General features: G+C 45.3%; 17 protein-coding genes and 2 tRNA genes. 7 read left to right on the forward strand and 12 right to left on the reverse strand.

The features are described 5' to 3' along the window. The 7 genes from ASJ33_RS04770 to ASJ33_RS04800 all read right to left on the reverse strand — a co-directional run bounded on the left by ASJ33_RS04770 (position 1) and on the right by ASJ33_RS04800 (position 8,644). Positions 1–1,290 (reverse strand): phenylacetate--CoA ligase family protein, encoded by a 1,290-nt coding sequence (locus ASJ33_RS04770; protein ID WP_041330939.1) that lies wholly within the window; start codon positions 1,288–1,290, stop codon positions 1–3. Next, positions 1,281–2,072 (reverse strand): ABC transporter ATP-binding protein, encoded by a 792-nt coding sequence (locus ASJ33_RS04775; RefSeq protein WP_041330941.1) that lies wholly within the window; start codon positions 2,070–2,072, stop codon positions 1,281–1,283. The genes ASJ33_RS04770 and ASJ33_RS04775 overlap by 10 nt, the downstream gene beginning before the upstream one ends. 20 nt (positions 2,073–2,092) lie before the next feature. After that, positions 2,093–3,379 (reverse strand): ABC transporter substrate-binding protein, encoded by a 1,287-nt coding sequence (locus ASJ33_RS04780; RefSeq protein ID WP_012882098.1) that lies wholly within the window; start codon positions 3,377–3,379, stop codon positions 2,093–2,095. Positions 3,380–3,467: 88 nt separating this feature from the next. Next, positions 3,468–4,760: an ABC transporter substrate-binding protein gene (locus tag ASJ33_RS04785; RefSeq protein WP_023652363.1), complete on the reverse strand. Its 1,293-nt coding sequence runs from the start codon at positions 4,758–4,760 to the stop codon at positions 3,468–3,470. A gap of 42 nt (positions 4,761–4,802) precedes the next feature. Next, entirely contained in the window at positions 4,803–5,855 is a 1,053-nt protein-coding gene (locus ASJ33_RS04790) for a branched-chain amino acid ABC transporter permease (RefSeq protein ID WP_010936648.1), read from the reverse strand. A 2-nt stretch (positions 5,856–5,857) separates the two neighbouring features. Continuing rightward, on the reverse strand, positions 5,858–6,742 hold the full coding sequence (locus ASJ33_RS04795) for a branched-chain amino acid ABC transporter permease (RefSeq protein ID WP_010936649.1): 885 nt from the start codon (positions 6,740–6,742) through the stop codon (positions 5,858–5,860). 9 nt (positions 6,743–6,751) lie between these two features. Beyond that, positions 6,752–8,644: an AMP-dependent synthetase/ligase gene (locus tag ASJ33_RS04800; protein ID WP_041330943.1), complete on the reverse strand. Its 1,893-nt coding sequence runs from the start codon at positions 8,642–8,644 to the stop codon at positions 6,752–6,754. A gap of 334 nt (positions 8,645–8,978) precedes the next feature. Here ASJ33_RS04800 and iorA point away from each other — a divergent pair, with 334 nt between their 5' ends. Continuing rightward, a complete protein-coding gene (gene iorA / locus ASJ33_RS04805) occupies positions 8,979–10,775 on the forward strand; it encodes an indolepyruvate ferredoxin oxidoreductase subunit alpha (RefSeq protein WP_041330945.1) in 1,797 nt (598 codons plus the stop codon). A 4-nt stretch (positions 10,776–10,779) separates the two neighbouring features. Beyond that, positions 10,780–11,373 (forward strand): indolepyruvate oxidoreductase subunit beta, encoded by a 594-nt coding sequence (locus ASJ33_RS04810; protein WP_023652366.1) that lies wholly within the window; start codon positions 10,780–10,782, stop codon positions 11,371–11,373. On the opposite strand, the gene ASJ33_RS04815 is transcribed toward ASJ33_RS04810, so the two are convergent. Together ASJ33_RS04815 and ASJ33_RS04825 are read right to left on the reverse strand one after the other, a co-directional pair. Continuing rightward, on the reverse strand, positions 11,370–11,858 hold the full coding sequence (locus tag ASJ33_RS04815; protein ID WP_023652367.1) for a CBS domain-containing protein: 489 nt from the start codon (positions 11,856–11,858) through the stop codon (positions 11,370–11,372). The two genes, ASJ33_RS04810 and ASJ33_RS04815, sit on opposite strands and share 4 nt — an antisense overlap. Positions 11,859–12,074: 216 nt before the next feature. Next, a complete protein-coding gene (locus ASJ33_RS04825) occupies positions 12,075–12,458 on the reverse strand; it encodes an iron-sulfur cluster assembly scaffold protein (protein ID WP_012882107.1) in 384 nt (127 codons plus the stop codon). A gap of 169 nt (positions 12,459–12,627) precedes the next feature. On the opposite strand from ASJ33_RS04825, the gene ASJ33_RS04830 reads away from it, so the two are divergent. The 5 genes from ASJ33_RS04830 (at position 12,628) to ASJ33_RS04850 (ending at position 17,455) form a co-directional block, all read left to right on the forward strand. Further along, positions 12,628–12,882 carry an SHOCT domain-containing protein gene (locus tag ASJ33_RS04830; RefSeq protein WP_012882108.1) on the forward strand — a complete coding sequence of 85 codons (255 nt, stop codon included), beginning with the start codon at positions 12,628–12,630 and terminating at the stop codon, positions 12,880–12,882. Between the two features lie 9 nt (positions 12,883–12,891). Next, positions 12,892–15,378 carry a heavy metal translocating P-type ATPase gene (locus ASJ33_RS04835; RefSeq protein ID WP_041330947.1) on the forward strand — a complete coding sequence of 829 codons (2,487 nt, stop codon included), beginning with the start codon at positions 12,892–12,894 and terminating at the stop codon, positions 15,376–15,378. Positions 15,379–15,475: 97 nt separating this feature from the next. After that, on the forward strand, positions 15,476–15,964 hold the full coding sequence (locus ASJ33_RS04840) for an Hsp20/alpha crystallin family protein (protein ID WP_012882110.1): 489 nt from the start codon (positions 15,476–15,478) through the stop codon (positions 15,962–15,964). Positions 15,965–16,019: 55 nt separating this feature from the next. After that, positions 16,020–16,847: a ferritin-like domain-containing protein gene (locus ASJ33_RS04845; RefSeq protein WP_041330948.1), complete on the forward strand. Its 828-nt coding sequence runs from the start codon at positions 16,020–16,022 to the stop codon at positions 16,845–16,847. A 29-nt stretch (positions 16,848–16,876) separates the two neighbouring features. Further along, a complete protein-coding gene (locus ASJ33_RS04850) occupies positions 16,877–17,455 on the forward strand; it encodes a superoxide dismutase (protein WP_041330951.1) in 579 nt (192 codons plus the stop codon). Positions 17,456–17,532: 77 nt separating this feature from the next. On the opposite strand, the gene ASJ33_RS04855 is transcribed toward ASJ33_RS04850, so the two are convergent. The 3 genes from ASJ33_RS04855 to ASJ33_RS04865 form a co-directional block, all read right to left on the reverse strand. After that, positions 17,533–18,096 (reverse strand): zinc ribbon domain-containing protein, encoded by a 564-nt coding sequence (locus tag ASJ33_RS04855; RefSeq protein ID WP_236886651.1) that lies wholly within the window; start codon positions 18,094–18,096, stop codon positions 17,533–17,535. 347 nt (positions 18,097–18,443) lie between these two features. Further along, positions 18,444–18,519, reverse strand: a tRNA-Arg gene (locus ASJ33_RS04860). Between the two features lie 15 nt (positions 18,520–18,534). Further along, a tRNA-His gene (locus ASJ33_RS04865) sits at positions 18,535–18,610 on the reverse strand. Positions 18,611–18,639: the final 29 nt, after the last annotated feature.

Here is an 18,639-nt window from a genome sequence, read left to right on the forward strand (position 1 = left end):
CTAATCCCACTTGCGTTCATCCAGCATAAGTTTGGTTTCCTCTGCCAGAGCACTCGCGGGTACAAATTCTATGCGGTCAGCCTTTAAGAGACACCTGTCTTGAAACTTCTTATTCAGTTCTTCAGACAGTTTTTTAGCATCAAATTCCTTTTCATTATGGACACAAATAAAAGTCATCTCATCACGGTTGGCAGGACGGTTTATTCGTATCTGGTAACGGACTATCTCGGGGAAAAGCTTGAAAACATCTTCGGCTTGTTTGCCGACTACAAACATCCCACGTACTTTGACAGCATCGCCTACCCGCCCTATTATGCCACTGAGTTTATAGGCAGTACGCCCGCAGCTGCACTTCTCTTTTTTAAGGCAGGATAAATCACCTGTCCCAAAACGCATAAGTCCCCATGTTTTATTATTTACCGGGGTAACTACTATTTCACCGACTTCCCCTTCGGGCAGCTGTTTGCCGGTCTTTGGGTCTACTATCTCCACTGCATATTCGTCAGACATAAGGTGCAGGCCATTTTTCTCTTCGCACTCGTAAGCCAGACAGCCGCCTGTTTCAGTCACGCCGTATGCCTGAAAAGTTTCTATGCCATAATCTTTTTCAAGTGTCTTGCGAATAGATAATGTCAGCATTTCGCCGGTAAACCATGCGCGTTTCAGGTTTAAATCTTTTTTAATATCCAAACCCATCTCTTCTGCCTTACTCAGAAGGCTCAGAAGATAGCTTGGTGTACCCACAAAAGCGGTTACTTTCAGCTCCTGAATTGTTTTAATCTGCATTTCGGTATGGCCGGTACCGGAAGCAATAGGTGTAGCCCCGCAGTCACGCAGACCTTCGTGAAAAAGTATGCCGGCTGGGGAAAGGTGATATGTAAAGGTATTTATAACTACATCAGCCTTACGGAAACCAGCCGCCCAAAAAGAACGCCCAAACCAGCGAATAGTACTGGTGTGCAGGGGTTCATAAACCGGACCGGGCGAAATAAATATTCGTTCTATATTATCTTCGGGTATCATCAAAAAACCGCCCCAAGGCAAGTCTTGTTTTTGCATTTCAATAAGGTCTGCTTTACGAATGATAGGTAGCCTCTCCAGATCTTCCATTTTGCGTATCAGTTCCGGTTTCAGTCCGGCTTTTTGGAAAATGGTTCGGGTTGCCGCCGAATGTTCGTAAGCATAAGCAGCGGTTTCCTTAAGCCTGTTATTTAGAAATTCAACCCTCTCATCAAGCCCCATAGCTTCCAGCTTGTCAAAGTGGTTGTTTTTGCCGTTCTCTAAAGCCATCTTTTACGCCTCTTGTAATGTTTGACCTCACGATAGCTTTTCTTAGAGCCCACCGTGGAAAGCCCCATATAAAATTCTTTAACATCTTCATTATTGGTTAGAAATGAAGTGTCTCCATCAAGTACTATCCGTCCGTTCTCCAGTACATAACCGTAATGAGCAATCGATAACGCTACCTTAACATTTTGTTCAACCAGCAGTACTGATGTACCCTGTTCTTCATTAAATCTTTTGATAATGCCGAATATTTCTTTGACCATCATCGGTGCCAAGCCAAGTGAAGGCTCATCCAGCATCATCAGCTTTGGGCGTGCCATCATGGCACGCCCTATTACCAGCATTTGTTGTTCCCCGCCTGAAAGATATCCGGCAGTATTGTGCTGAACATGCCTCAGGCGGGGGAAATATTCATATACCATAGATAAATCAGATTTGATATTCTGACGGTCTTTACGGTTAAAAGCCCCTACAATCAGGTTTTCTTCAGTGGTAAGATGCTCAAAGACATGGCGGCCTTCCAAAGCCTGAACTATGCCCAGCTTGCCGATAGCTTCCGGATTTTTCTTGTCAATGCGGTCGCCGTTCCACTCAATATTGCCGTCTGTTACCAGCCCTTCCTCAATATGCAGCAAGCCTGAAATAGCTTTGAGAGTAGTGGTTTTACCAGCGCCATTGCCACCCAGCAATGCCACTATAGACCTCTCCGGTACTTCCAGTGATACACCGTGAAGCACCTTTATAACGTTCAGGTAGGTAACCTCTATGTTATTTACTTTGAGCATAGATAAAATATTACCTTTCGCTATTTGCCAAACCAATCAAAATTTTCATAAGCAATGCTGGGCGTTTCTATCCAGCCGCTTATAACCTTAAGCTGTCCATCTTCAATCCTGAAAACTCTGACAGATTTTACCAGACGGTTATCGCCGATTGAGTATGAAACCGGGCCATGCAAACCGCCCACATCGTACCCATTCAGCCGTTTTATGCCGAATTCTTCAATAATCTGAGGGGTTAACGAATCCACACCACCGGGTGAGTTTTCAATAGCCAGCCGCAATATTTCAGCTATAATCAAACCCTCTGCCCATGAGACGATATAATCCATATTGCCGTAATTTTCAGGGTGATATTTCAGACAGTATTCTTTCATCTTTGCCATGGCGGGGACATTTTCATCCCAGCTTACAGTAGGATACACACCCAATATCCCTTCGGCCTTGTCTGCACCGACAAGCTCCACCAGTGACTGGGTAAACCCACCGTGGCCGCAGCCTATCTGGACACCGGGGTATATACCCAGCTCAATCATTTGCTTCACAATAACAGATGTAGGCTGAGGAGTACTGGATATGTAAACTACATCCGGATTTTGGTTTTTCATATTTAAAAGGTTTGCAGTGTCATCATTGATAGTAGTGGAATGTTCGTAAATACCCACTATTTCCACGCCCAATTCCGCAGCCATAGCTGTTGCGGCATCACGCGCACCATAACCGGTAGGATTTTGAAGTATCATCAGGGCAACTTTGGGTTTACCCTCACCCTGCCATATATTCTCCATGTAATACTGCATGAAGGCTACCCAGTCATCACCATAATCCGGCAACTGGGAATATATATGCTGAGGCGGATGAGTCAGTGAAGGTGAACTAAAAGTGGTAAACCCCGGGAAACTTACTCTATTGGCTATTTCCATAGATGCCTGCATATCTTTTGAGGAATTTGTGGTAAAGAAAAGGCATTCTGAAGAAATAAACTCATTTATCACGGTAACTGCTATTGCAGTGTCATATTTGGTATCCCGGAATATAGGTTCAATCTTATATCCGTTTACTCCGCCCAGTTCATCATTTATGTACTTGATTGCATCCAATTTGGCATTACCCTGAGGAGTTCCTTTTTCGGCGGCTGGTCCGGTATAACATACGCTAAGACCAACTTTCAGAGTTTTATTGGTCACCAGCGGATTATTATTGTTATTACCGGTGATATTATCCAGATTGCATCCGCTTAAGGCAATGGGTACAAGGGTCAGCACCAGAGCCATAAAGATTCTAAAGCCAATTTCAGATTTTCCTAGTCTCATCAGATCCCTCCTTTGAGGCTATATTATCTATTATTAAGCTTCTCAACACAACTCTCCGCAGATCCCCTTGTACCCATTTACAGCCTATTTAGCTGCCAAACCAGCTAAAATCCTCGTACCTGATAAGCGGTGCTTCTACCCAATCACTCAAGACCTGCATTACACCACCGGATATTTGGAACACTCTGACCGCTTTGGCCAGACGGTTATCGCCGCTGATATATGAAACCGGCCCTTGCAAACTACCCACAGTATAACCATTGAGCTTCTTTATTCCGTATTCCTCAATAGCTTGCGGAGTCAGATTATCTATACCCCCAGGGGTATTTATCAACGCAAGGCGAAGTATCTCCGCGACAATCAAACCCTCTGACCATGAAGCAATATAATCCATATTGCCGTAGTTTTCAGGGTGATATTTCAGGCAGTATTCTTTCATTTTTGCCATTCCCGGTACATCTTCGTCCCAGTTTACGGTAGGATATACGCCATATATACCTTCGGTATTAGTCACACCAGCTAAATCTATAAGAGCTTTGGTAAATCCGGCATGGCCGCAACCGACAGTTACTCCGGGATAGATATCCATCTGATTCATCTGCTTGATGATGACAGACGTAGGCTGGGGAGTGCTGGAGATAAAGACCACATCCGGGTTTTGACTTTTAAGGTTTATAAGATTCGCCGTGTCATCTGTGATAGTGGCAGAGTGTTCGTAAATACCCACTATCTCTATACCCAAATCAGCCGCCAAGGCATTAGCCGCATCACGCGCACCATAACCGGTGGGATTCTGGAGTATCATGAGGGCCATTTTAGGAGTACCCTCACCCTGCCAGATATTTTCCATGTAATATTTTGCAAATGATGCCCAGCTGTCACCGTAATCCGGAAGCTGTGCATATATATGCTTTGCCGGGTGGGTGCAGACCGGTGAACTGAATACGGTAAATCCGGGGAAATTTGCCCGGTTGGCAATTTCCATAGAAGCTTGCATTTCCTTAGAGGCACAGGTAGTGAATAACAGACAATCTTTATCCATCATCTCCTGTACAATAGTTGCCGCTAGTGCGGAATCATACTTGGTGTCACGCCAGATGACTTCTATCTGGTATCCGTTTACGCCGCCCAATTCCTCATTTATGTACTTGATTGCATCCAGTTTGGCATTCCCCATTACAGAGCCTTTTTCAGCTGCCGGGCCGGTATATGGTATTGAAAAACCAACCTTCAAAGTAGGCTTTTCCGTTCCGTCAGGATTATTGGCATCAGTATCACTTGAACCGCATCCCCCCGCCGCCACTGAAAAAAGCAAAAGGAGCATGCTAAAAAAGGACAAAGCTCCCCTCTTTATCAATTGTTTACGGTTTTGCCCTAACATGACTTGTGCTCCTCCTTTTTTCAGAATTCCCTATTTTTTCGCCTAATACGAGAAAGGCCAATACCGGTAAGAGGACTTGAACAGTTGCCAGCGGTGGGCGAGGCCTCTTGGTTCAAGCACTAAAAACAAGACAATTGCCAGGCCGAATACCATCGGCCCAAGCCCGGCTGCAAAGCCTGACGGCAACTGCGGGAAAGCAGAGCCCATAAGAGGGGATACATACTGGACACCCTGCTGCAGCAGACGGATAAAGAGCGCCCCGAATATAGGGCCAACCCCTGTACCCAAACCGCCTATAATCACAATACCAACGTATAAAATTGAATCAGACAAGGTGAAATTTTCAGCCGTCAAATAACCTATCCAGTGAGCCATAAGCGAACCGGCCACACCGGCCAGAAAACAGCCGATGAAAAAAGCCAGCAGCTTATACTTGAAGACGTTTATACCCATGACCTCAGCCGCCAAATCATTATCCCGTATGGCCACAAATGCCCGCCCTATGCGGGTGCGGGCTATATTTTTCATGAAGAAAATAGCCAAAACAGCCACCAGCATAATAATGAAGTACTGGCTGCCCTGAGTGGTAAAGTCAAAATTAAAAAGATTAATCGGGGGTATCACAATCCCGTTAAAACCGCCGGTAAGGCTGGACCAGTGGTTTATCACCCAGATTATGATAAACTGGGCGGCAATAGTGGAAATAGCCAGATAAAACCCCTTTACCCGAAGGGAGGGCAACCCGAACAGCACACCCACCAGACCGGCCATAATGCCGGACGCTATCATGTCAAAGGGGAAAGGCACTCCCAGTTTGCTGGCCAAAATAGCGGTAGTATATGCACCCACAGCAATAAAGCCGGCATGGCCTACCGAAAGCTGGCCGCAGTAACCCATAAGTATGTTTAAACCGGCCGCAGCCACAACCGTAATACCTATAAGGTTCATAATACCCAGCCAGTAACTGCTGATATTGAACGGCAGGCTGAATAAAAGAATCAGAAAACCAATCAGCATAGCCCAATGGGTTTTGGTACGGAAGATAGCCATATCCGTCTTGTAGCTGAAATTACGCGTTCCGCAAGGTAGATCCATAGCTATATCCTCTCGATGCGTTCCTGCCCAAACAGGCCGTAAGGCTTGATGAACATTACGATGATAATAATGATAAAGGGTATTACCTCTTTAACGCCCGGCCAGGTGAGGGAGGTAAGGTACCCGCCTCCCAGATTTTCCGCCAGACCGATAATAGGCCCGGCTATCATAGCCCCTAAAAACGAATCCAGCCCGCCCAGTATCACCACTGAAAAGGCTTTGATACCGGTTTCCACCAAGCCCAGAGTGATACCGCCTATGCTGGACATCAATACCCCGCCCACAGCCGCCAGGACTATGGCCAGCATCCAGGACAGTGAAAATATACGGGTTACGGGTATACCGCAAGCCTGAACAGCCTGCTGGTCATCAGCGGTAGCCCGCATGGCCACCCCCATTTTGTGATATTTAAAAAAGAGGGTCAGCATGGCAAACAGAAGCAAAGATATGCCGGCCGCCCAAACATATTCCTGTGAAATAACCGCCGAACCTATGTGGATAGGTGTTTCAGGGAAAATCTTGGGCAGGGCGGCCACACTTTGCGGCCAGATAAAGCTGACCACACCCTCAAGGAAAAACCCCACCCCCAGCGTCACCGTAACCAGCGAAAGGATAGGCTGGCCGATAAGCGGCCTCAGGATAATCCTTTCCATCAGCCAGCCCAGAGCCAGAGCAAATAAAACCACGCAGATAAACCCCAGCCAGAAGGGCATGCCAACCTGTGCCAGCATACTGTAGGTAAACCACGAACAGATGAGCACCATCTGCCCCAAAGCTAGATTAGCCACCGAAGAAGATTTCCAGATGAGGGTAAAACCAAGTGCAATAAGAGAGTACACCAGACCAACCGTAATACCGGTTATTACATATTGCAATAAATCTGCCATAATCTCCGCCTACAAAGACCTTACTTTTATACTGGTAGTCACCACGCCCTTGCGCCCGTCCCGATAGGTTACCGCCGCTTCCACCTTTACTTCCTTATCCAGATGGTACATGGCATCTATCAGGTCTTTATACCGTTCAGATACAAAACCCCGCCGAAGTTTACGGGTACGGGTAAGTTCAGCTTCGTCAGGGTCAAACTCTTTATGCAGCAAAACAAACTTTTTTACCCGTGAGCCTTCCGGCAGATAGCTGTTTACCCTTATAAGGTCTTTGGCAACTAAATCCGCAACCTCTTTTTTCTGGGAAAGGTCTACAAAAGTAGTGAAATTCAAGCGGTTTTTCTGTGCCCATTTGCTTACCATAGTAAAATCAATATTTATAATGGCGGTTACATATTCCTTGTCTTCACCGCCAACCACCATGGCATCTTTTATATACGGGCTGAAACGGAGGCGCCCTTCAATATACTGAGGGGCATACTTTATCCCGCTTGCCAGCACGCCCAAATCTTTCAGGCGGTCAAGGAATATCAGGTGACCCTTTTCGTTTATATTTACGGCATCACCGGTAGCAAACCAGCCATTTTTAAAGCTCTGGGCAGTCTTTTCAGGGTCTTTGTAATAACCGCTGAACATACAGTCACTGCGGATAAGAAGCTCACCTTCATTAGTCAGGCGCACTTCCGTGCCTAGTGCCGGCCGCCCCACACTTTCAAAGCTGATATCCCCCTTGCCGTGAGAGGAAATAAACCCGGCTTCAGTTGAAGCATAATTCTGCCTTAGCTCAATACCCAGGGAATGTATCATCTTGAATGTATCCAGCGAAAGCACAGAACTCCCGGTAACCCCAAACCTGACTTTGCTGACCCCGAGTTTGTCTTTGAGAGGGTGAAACAATAGCCCGTCAGCTATCTTATGGCTTATCTTCAAGGGGAGACCGGGCTTGCTCCCGGCCAGAGTTTTTTCGGCCATTTTATACCCCAAAGGTGAAAGTGCCTTATAGGCCAAACGCTTCAAGGGATGAGCATCTATTATTTTTACCTGTATCTCACTTACCAGGCTTTCCCATTGGCGCGGGCCGTAGATAACAAAATTAGGCCCTATTTCACGAGTATCTTCAGCAACCGTTTCCGGCTCTTCAGAAAAGTTCAGGCGTGCGCCGGAAAGAATATGGGGTATGGTAGCGAAAAAACTGTCACCTACCCACGAGGCAGGGAAATTTGAAATAAGGTCGTCTTTATAGTTCAGCGGGTAACGAGCAACAAAACCCTTGGCGGTAGTGATAAGGGAACGGTGGCTGAGCATAGCTCCCTTCTGAAGTCCGGTAGTACCGGAGGTGTAGTAAATGAAGGCAATATCATCAGGCTTGGTATCACTTAGCAGTTGTTCAAATAATCCGGGATGGCTTCTTTCGTATTCCTGCCCCAGCTTCATCACATCTTTAAAACTTACAAGCATGGGGTCATCGTAGTTTTTAAGCCCTTTGGGGTCCCAGTAAATAATCTTTGACAGGTTTGGCAGTTCGGGCAGCAGTTCCAAAAATTTGTCAGCCTGTTCCTGGTCATTTACTACTGCTATTCTCACTTCGGCATGACGGGCAATATACTTAACCTCGTCAGGGATAGAGTCCACATATATACCGGTGGGGATTGCACCTATGGCCTGGGCGGCAAATTCCGCCCAGAACCATTCGGGTTCGTTATCACCGATAATAGCCACCCGGTCAGCGGGTTTAGTCCCCAAACTGAGCAGCCCCAAACCGAAATACTTAACCGTACCGTAGTAATCACTCCAGGTATATTTCTGCCATATACCCAGATTTTTCATACACATGGCAGGCTTATCGCCCCATTGTTCGGCATTATGTTTTACCAGTTTGGGTATTGTGTCTACTTCAGCCATAACAAACCCTCTTTTTTTATCTGCCTAAAAAACTTCACCTCCCGTTTGGGGGAGGTGAGTCTGTAAAACACTGTTACTTATAAATCGGTTTACCTATTTTTACTCATCAGCTGCCCCCGAAAGCGCACACAGGGTGCGCCCGGTAAACATGAAGTAAAAATAAGTGTAGCCTGCGTATTTCATTGGCGTAGTGTAACACAGGCATAAATATGTGTCAAACAGTATTATTTTTTGTGTGTGAAAATACCTGCCTTGGGCGCATAAATCCTGCCTAATTGACAAGCCGAAAGCTATTCATTATTCTAGAACTATTACCCAACGGGAGAACAAGGTCTTGAAAAAGCTATTATCCGGCAATGAAGCTTTAGCCTTAGGTGCGTATCACGCAGGTCTTAAACTGGCCGCTGCCTATCCAGGCACTCCCAGTACCGAAATAATGGAAAATCTGGCCAAACTGCCCGATATACATACCCAATGGTCATCCAATGAAGCTGTAGCCGTAGAAGTAGCCACCGGTGCATGCTATACGGGTGTGCGGGCTTTGGCCGCCATGAAACATGTGGGGTTAAATGTAGCCGCTGATGCATTTATGGCTGTTGCAACTACCGGAGTAAAAGGCGGCCTTGTTATAGTAGTGGCAGATGACCCCGGTATACACTCCTCCCAGAACGAACAGGATACCCGGCACTATGCCCGTCTTTCAAAAATGCCGGTACTAGAGCCGTCAAACAGTCAGGAAGCCTACGATTTCATGGCTTTGGCATTTGAATTGAGCGAAAGTTTTGACACACCAGTAATTCTGCGCAGCACCACCCGTGTTTCCCATTCCAGCTCTCTGGTGGAAACTTCTGCTGAAAAACAGCCTGCAGCCCAGGCTGCGTTTAAACATGATACTGCCAAACTGGTTATGGTACCCACCGCTGCCCGGGTACGCTGGCCAAAGGTACTTAAAAGAGAAGACCTGATAGGCGAATATGCGGAAAACTGCTTTTTTAATAAATACATACCTGGAAATGCCAAACTGGGTATCATAAGCAGCGGCATTGCCTTTCAATATGCTAAAGAGGTTTTCCCGGAAGCTTCATTCTTAAAGCTGGGCATGACCTACCCTTTACCTAAAAACCTTATCAAAGAATTCAGCCAGAGTGTTGAAACCATACTTGTAGTAGAAGAGCTGGATTCAGTTCTTGAAGATTCGCTCTGCCGCATGGGCATATCCGTAATAGGCAAAAAATATATACCCCGCAACGGTGAACTCAATCCTGATATTCTGCGTGAGTCTGCCATCAAAGCAGGCATACTGCCTGAGATTAAAGACACTCTGCCAAAAATAAATACCCCGGACTTTCCCAAGCGGCCGCCGCTTTTGTGTGCGGGCTGTCCGCATACTGGCATATTTTTTACCCTCAGTACTCTAGGGCAGCGTTCGGCTCTGCCCGGAAAACCCAAACGTGAACCCAAGCTGGTACTTTCGGGTGACATAGGCTGTTACACTTTGGGAGCTTACCCGCCGCTTTCGGCTATGGACACCTGCGGCTGTATGGGCGGAAGCATCAGTCAGGCAGTGGGTATGGAAAAAGCCGGTCTTACCGAACCTGTTATAGCCATTATCGGTGATTCTACCTTTATGCATTCCGGTATAAACGGCCTTATTAATGCAGTTTACAACCAGTCAAAGATAACCATACTTATACTGGATAACCGCACTACCGCCATGACAGGGCATCAGGGAAACCCCGGCTGCGGTATTGCCGCAAGCGGCCAAACTGTTACCGAGGTAAATCTGGAAGAGCTGATAAAGGGTACGGGAGTGAAAAACCTTCAGGTACTGCCTGCGTTTGACCTTAAAGCCCTGAGAGCCGGGCTGAAGAATGCAATATCCAGCGGCGAGCTGAACGTGATAATTGTACGCGGAGAGTGTAATGTCATCTGCCGGAAACGCTCCCTGCCAAACACTATTGATACCAGCCTGTGCAACCGCTGTGATGCCTGTCTTCTTTTAGGCTGTCCGGCTATCCAACGTGACGGTGACAAACTCTTGATAGACCCAAGCCTTTGCACCGGCAACAATTGTAATCTTTGTTCTCAGGTCTGTCCTCAAAAAGCTATTAAAACCAACGAGGCGGCGTAAGCTTATGAAAAAGTTCGATATACTGATAGTGGGTGTGGGGGGGCAAGGAGTCATACTGGCCAGCAACGTGCTTTGTGATGCGGCTATGGCTGCCGGCTATGATGTTAAAAAGACCGATACCCTTGGCATGGCTCAACGCGGCGGGAGTGTAGTAAGTCACCTTCGTTTTGATAAAGAAGTTTGTTCTCCCCTTATCCCCAAAGGGCAGACCGATTTGATAATCGCCTTTGAAAAACTGGAATCTGCCCGATATATGGATTATCTGGGTTCGCAGACCAAGGCTGTAATAAACGATATGGCTATGCCGCCGGCTTCGATAAGTCTCGGCCTTTCAAAATACCCTGCGGATTCCGAAATACTAAATGGTTATACAAAGCTGGGCATTGAGGCAGATTTCATAGCCGCAAATGATGCTGTTAAAGAGTTGGGTAATACCAAGATGCTGAACATTTACCTTCTGGGATATGCTGCCCGTTATCTGCCGTTTGGTTTCGACATATTGGCCGATGCCATCAAAAAACGCCTGCCGTCTAAATTACTTGAGGGGAACTTAAAGGCACTTGAAGCCGGATATGCAGCCTCAGTAAGTCAAGCTTAGCTGAGCGAACAGGTATTATCTGATTCGGTGGATGCTATATCCCCAAGCAGTTTGGAAAGCAAGTCCGAAATCCTCAGTTCACCTGCCAGTTTGCCAGCCTCATCAATTACCGGCATTTCCACCATTTCTTTGTCTGCCATCAGGTTTATGGCATGGGCAATAGTGTCCGTTTGCTTTACGCTTACAACTCCGGAAGTTATTTCTTTAATAGTACATGACTGGCTGAGCCGCAGTACTTCAAAAGCATCTGAACGGGTAACCATATGTTTTTCAGAAACTATATTCAGCTTTACCTTTACCCACTCAAGCAGCTGCTTGAGTTTGACAATACCTGTTAAAACACCTTCTTTGTTTACAACAAACAGAACATGTGTATGTGAGTGAAAAGCAAAAGCCTTTATGGCATGCTCAATACCCATATCGTCTCTGACCATTCGTTTTTCAGATATTTTTTCACATAGTTCACTGACAATAATATTTTCCAAAATCTCTCACCCGTCTACTTTTCTTTTTGTCCGCATATCTCGGCCTGGCAATGGGGACAGCAAGGTTCTCCCCGCCCGACTAATCCCCCGCAAGCAGGGCAATAAAACAGTGACAATTTGCAAGCCTTGCAAAAAGGCATGCGCACATCAGCCTCGGTATTAATATTACAATATGGGCAAGCTGTCGGGTGTTTACCGGAATTTGAGTTTGTCATATTAACCTCTGGACTGAACTTTACTTTTATAATCGGCGATAGCACTGTGCAAGGCCTGCGGCCCCATTTGGGAACAGTGGTTACGGTTTTGTGGTAATCCTTTTATTTCAGCCTCTACCGCCTTGTTATCAATCTTCAGGGCTTCTTCAATTGTCTTATCAGTAGCCATCAGGCTTACCAGACTGGATATAGCCACGGCCGCACCGCAGCCATAAGTCTTGAACTTCACTTCTACCAAATGGTTATCTTTGACTCTTATGTAAAATTCGGTAACATCACCGCAAATATCGTTGCCGGCTCTGCCTATACCGTCAGGATTTTCCATTTCACCGGAATTAAGAGGATTAACAAAGTATTCCATAACCTTTTCAAAGTACAAAGTCATATTACATCCCCTTTTCCCCAGATACTATTAGGATAACAATTGAAAAGATAAAAATCAAAGGCCAACCATTTATATAATTTTAACACATACTTTTTAAGCTTAACAGTCAAACCGTAAACCATATCTTGTGTGTTATAATATTTGTAAATATGCCGAGGAGGCCAAAACTATGATGTTTGATTGGTCAAGTGCTGGCTGGGGCTGGATGATTTTTGGCGGTATTTTCATGCTGATTTTCTGGTGTGCTATCATCGGCGTTATTATCTGGGGGATTATACACCTTACCAAAAAAGGACAAAATCCATCTTCAGGTTCAACGGCAACCGAAAAAACTCATTATATGGATGTATTGAAAGAGCGCTACGCAAAAGGTGAAATAACCAAAGCGGAATTTGATCAGATGAAAAAGGATCTCCTGTCCTAGACCGAAGTAATGTCTGAAAATAAGCGGCCGGATGCTCTGCCCAAGATAATTATAGGTATAAGCGGCATGTCATGTACCAGATGTGCCGCCAGCATCGAAGCGCGTTTATCAAAAACGGCTGGTGTAATAAACCCTAAACTTAATTTTGCCTCCGGTAAGCTCATTTTTAGTTATGATCCGTCTGTTATCAATCTGTCAGATATAAAGGCCATTATTACCGATTTAGGTTACGGTATTATCAGTAATAAATCTATTTTCCCCATAAAAGGCCTTCATTGTACGTCCTGTGCAGCCAGAGCCGAAAAGGCTCTGATAAATACAAGCGGTGTAATTAATGCAGGTGTTAATCTGGCCAACCAGACTGCCAGCATAGAATATCTGGATTATATTTCTTTCCGCGAACTCAGCCAGTCCATAAGCAATATCGGCTATGAACTATTGCCCGAAGAAACACCTCGGGATGAAATTTCTCACTCAGAAGCTACTGAAACCCGGCAATTAAAACGGGAACTTTCAGTAGCTTTGGTGCTGGGAATAAGCCTTATGATTATAGGATTCTTGCCAGCTTTTGGCGGCAAGGAATTTATTATGTTTTTGCTGGCTACGCCAGTGCAATTCTGGGCGGGACTGCGTTTTTACCGCGGGGCATTTGCCGCCTTGAAAAACCGCACCACAGATATGAATACCCTTATAGCGCTGGGTACTTCCGCTGCCTACTTGTATAGTATGATAGCTTTGGTGTTCCCGCCTTTATTTGATTCACCTTTGCTGGAAAAACACTTGTATTTTGATACATCCGCTATGATTATCGCCCTTATCCTGACCGGACGTTTTCTGGAATCCCGTGCTAGAGGCCGTACTTCTGATGCCATTCGCCGTTTGATTGGTCTTCAGCCAAGTACAGCCTCAATTATAAAAGACGGCAAAGAAATTTTGGTAAGTATAAACGAAGTAATGGCAGGCGACAAAATTATTATTCGCCCGGGTGAAAGACTACCCGTGGACGGGCTGATACTGGAAGGTTATTCCAGCCTGGACGAATCTATGGTAACCGGCGAAAGTATTCCGGCTGAAAAAAAAGCGGGGGATAATGTTATCGGCGGTACGTTTAACCAAACAGGTGCGTTCACTTACGAAGCTCAAAAGGTGGGAGCGGATACCGCACTTGCCCGTATAATACGGCTGGTTGAGGAAGCTCAGGGAAGCAAAGCTCCCATTCAGCGTTTGGCGGATAAAATAGCCTCGGTATTTGTGCCTGTAGTTATAGGAATCTCCGTTTTAACTTTTATTTTCTGGCTTTTTTTCGGGCCGGAACCTGCCTTCACTTATGCTTTTTTAAACCTTATTACAGTATTGATTATAGCCTGCCCGTGCGCATTAGGTTTGGCCACACCTACAGCCCTTATTGTCGGTATGGGCAAAGGAGCTGAGAACGGCATACTTATCCGCAGCGCAGTAGCTCTGGAGAAAATACACAAACTGGATACTATAGTACTGGATAAAACAGGCACACTGACACGCGGCAAACCGGTGTTGAGCAATCTGGTAAGCCACCGTTTTGATAAAGATGCCTTTTTAACTCTGGTTGCCTCTGCCGAACAGTTTTCCGAACACCCTTTAGCCAAAGCTGTTTTAAAAGAGGCCGGGCGTAAAAAACTTGCACTTACAAATCCTGCGGAATTTTCAGCTTTGCCCGGTGCAGGGTTAAAAGCTACAGTTAACAGCGAGCAGATACTCATAGGAAACACAACCCTGATGCAGTCTCATAATATATCTCTGGCCGAATACCAATCTGAAGCTGACAAACTTTGGGAAGCGGGTGAAAGCCTGATTTTTGTGGCGGCAAACGGGAAACTCGAGGGTATTGTAGCCGTAAGGGATATATTGAAACGGGAATCAGCTGCCGTTATTTCCGAACTAAAAGCACATAAACTTAATACAATCATGCTAACAGGTGATAATCACCGGGCAGCCAAGCGCATTGCAGATGAACTGGGTATAGACCAATACGTAGCTGAAATAAAACCCGAAGACAAATCCAAACTTATACAAGATCTGCAAAACAAAGGCCGTTTAGTAGCTATGGTGGGAGACGGCATAAATGATGCTCCGGCACTTGCCAAGGCTGATGTGGGTATCGCCATTGGCACAGGCACCGATATAGCCATGGAAACCGGTGATATTACCCTTATTTCCGGTGACCTTTTTGGCATCACCAAAGCCATCCTGCTCAGCAAGGCGACTTTTAATACCATACGCCAAAACCTCTTCTGGGCATTTTTCTACAATATTATCCTTATACCCGTAGCTGCAGGTGTACTTTATCTGTTTTTCAGCCAGAACGGTGTTCCTCAATCACTGCATTTCTTTCTGGGTGAATACGGTTTTCTAAACCCTATACTGGCAGCTCTAGCTATGGCTATAAGTTCTCTGACTGTAGTTGGCAATTCCCTCCGTCTGCGCGGTATAAAACTAAGTACCTATCTAAAGCATTAACACAACCGTTATAAGTATTGATACGTATTGAGACAGTTTTACCCGCGTGGCATACTTTTTATATGAGGAGAGAGCGGGCACAAAAGGAGGTAGGATTATGACTCTGGAAAGATGGCAACCCGGTTGGTCACTCCGTCCCTGGCGTCCTTTCCGAGAAGTACTCAGTCCAGGCCTCTGGAATATGCTGACCAATGAGCGTGACTGGCTGCCGGCCACTGAAATGTTAGAGCTTAAAGACAAATATCTAATAAAAGCCGAGATGCCCGGAATAAATGAAGAAGATATTGAAGTCTCTGTATCTGACAATGTCCTCACTATAAAAGGTGAAAAAAAATGCACCAGCGAAATATCAGAGGAAAACTATTACTTCAGTGAGAGAAGCTATGGCAGTTTCTCACGCTCCATGACTTTACCCAACAACACCAGCCTCCAGAATATTGCCGCCACTCTGGATAACGGCATTCTGGAAATCAGCATCCCCAAAATATCCGAGGCCAAAGCCAAAAAGGTTTCGGTAACCAAAACTGCCAAATCCAAAAAAGCGGATATAAATACCAAGCCCGCAAAACCTAAAACAAAATCCTGAACATATCGCTTTAAACTGCCCGCTCTAAATATCACAAATATAGAAAGGACTCCAAATGGAAAAACCCCGAATAATAGAGCTGTTAAAAAGAGACATGGAGGATGAACACGGAGCCATTATCCAGTATTTAGGTCACGCATATGCTATAGGCGAAGGCGAAGTAGCGTGCGAAATAGAAGCCATTGCCCGTGAGGAAATGCGTCATCTGGACTGGCTTGCAGAAGCCATCACAGACTTGGGGGGAGAATTAAGTTTCAAACGCGGCATGATGGATATGACAGGCAAAACTGTATCCGAGTGGATGCAGGCTAATGTGGGGCTTGAAAACGGTGCTATTGCCCAATACCGCGAACATATAAAGCTTATTGATAACCTCAAGATTAAACGTTTGCTTGAGCGTATACTTTCGGACGAAGAGTCTCATCAGGGTGACTTCAAGCATTTTGTTGAGAAGACTCTGCGCGAAAAAATGACAGATAAGCGCGGAAACACCACCGATACTAACACTGAAAATTTGAGCTGGGGCATAAAACACGAATATACGGTTATTATCCAATACCTTCTTCAGTCATATGCGGCTAAAAACGAAAAAACCCGAAAAGAGTTGCAAGATCAAGCTGTAAATGAAATGCAGCATATGGGCTGGCTGTCCGAAAAGATGATAGATAAAAAAGGCCGTCCTCACCTGGAGCATGATAAATTTGAAAAGACTCTTGAACACAATACAATGCTCAAGGCAGATATAGAGTTGGAACACAAGGTGGCTGATAAATATGAACAATCTGCTGCCCAGTCAACAGAGGGGGATGTTAAAGAACTTTTCCGAAAACTGGCTGCCCACGAACGCTACCATGCAGAAATATTTAAGGACCTTTTAGAATAAAATATATTGCTATTTTGGAGGAACTGGTTATGTATACAGCCCGTGATTATTCGTCCCTGATAGGTCTCGAAGGATTTTCTGATACACTCCTTAGAAATCACTTTACCTTATATCAGGGTTATGTAAACAACACTAATAAACTTTCAGATACCTTAAAAACTATGCTCACCGAGGGTAAAACAGCTACTCCAGAATATGCCGAACTCAAACGCCGATTTGGGTTTGAGTATAACGGTATGCGTCTGCACGAGTATTACTTTTCTAATCTGGGTACTTCTGCACCCCTATCCGAATCAAACAAACTTTACCAGGCAATATCAGCAGAGTTTGGCAGCTACCAGCTCTGGGAAGCAGACTTTAAGGCTACTGCCGCAATGCGGGGAATAGGCTGGGTAGTACTCTATAAAGATTCCCAGACAGGGCGGCTTTTTAACCAATGGATAAACGAACATGAGACCGGGCATCTGGCAGGTTTGTCTCCGATATTGGTCATAGACGTATTTGAACATGCCTTTATTACAGATTACGGTTTGAAACGGGCGGATTATATTTCCGCCTTCATTAAGAACACAAACTGGGCTGAAGCGGAAAAACGCTTTAAGGCATAAAATCCCGCGTATAAAGATGAGGGGCAGTTTTTAACTGCCCCTCATCTTTATTTTTATATAATTATTATTAGTAAAATTTAATCAACCGGTATATCTGCCATATATATTTTTACTATGCCATCCTGAGGGAACCAATAATAAACAGTTGTACCCACCATGGCTTCACAAATCACATAAGAGTACCCTGTTGCATGTCCCCAAGATATACAGGCAGAGACCAGATACCCGTCTTCCATTGCCGCCTGTTGAATTGCCAAAGCAGTAGCATATTGGTCATCAGCATAATTATAATCAGTCTGCTTATGGCTGCTGGCCCAAAGCTGAAGCTTGTTAAGTGACTCAAAGTTTCTCAGCGGGTATTTTGCCTGAATAGCGGCTAGATCTTCTTCGGCAGTTGCCAGTTGTGATTGGGTTGAGCTAAGCTGCCCATTCACGTCTTGAATAGTGGATTGAGCGGCAGATAAATCTGACTGCAAACTTGATTTGTCTGCATTTAGCCCTGAAATTGTCTCCTGCTGGGTATTAATGGTATTGCTGTCATCTATATATTTATAGCCCAAAAATCCGGCAGCAATTACCGCCACTGCCAAAAATACAGAAAGTATGGTAACCGGCATATTGGGATTTTTTTTCGGGGACATCCGGGGCTCTGGGGCACTGACTGATGAAAAAGTAACGGGAGTTACATCAGGAAGTTTTTCAATGGTCTGCTCATTTGTTGCTGGCGTGACATAAATTTCACTATTCTTAGCTGTAGTTGAAATATCCTGCTTTGCACCGCAAGCCTTACAAAATAAGTCATCACCGGATATTTCATTTCCACACTTAGTACAATACGACATACGCTACCTCTCAATATTTTTAAGTACAATGAGCATTATAGTCTTACGTTAGCTATAGCTGTCAACACTTTTACAACAAATATTATCCATATAACAAAAAAGCCCCAGGCTTCTTACTGCCAGGGGCATATATTTAGCTTCAAATATGGCGCGCCTAGAGGGATTCGAACCCACGACCCTCGGTTCCGAAGACCGATGCTCTATCCACTGAGCTATAGGCGCAGGCCGTTTTAAAAATGGGGTGAGTGATGGGACTTGAACCCACGATCTCCAGGGCCACAACCTGGTGCCTTAACCGCTAGGCCACACTCACCAAAACCACCCGTATTATAGCCAATACCT

Source organism: Dehalococcoides mccartyi, assembly GCF_001889305.1.
GTDB classification, from domain to species: domain Bacteria; phylum Chloroflexota; class Dehalococcoidia; order Dehalococcoidales; family Dehalococcoidaceae; genus Dehalococcoides; species Dehalococcoides mccartyi_A.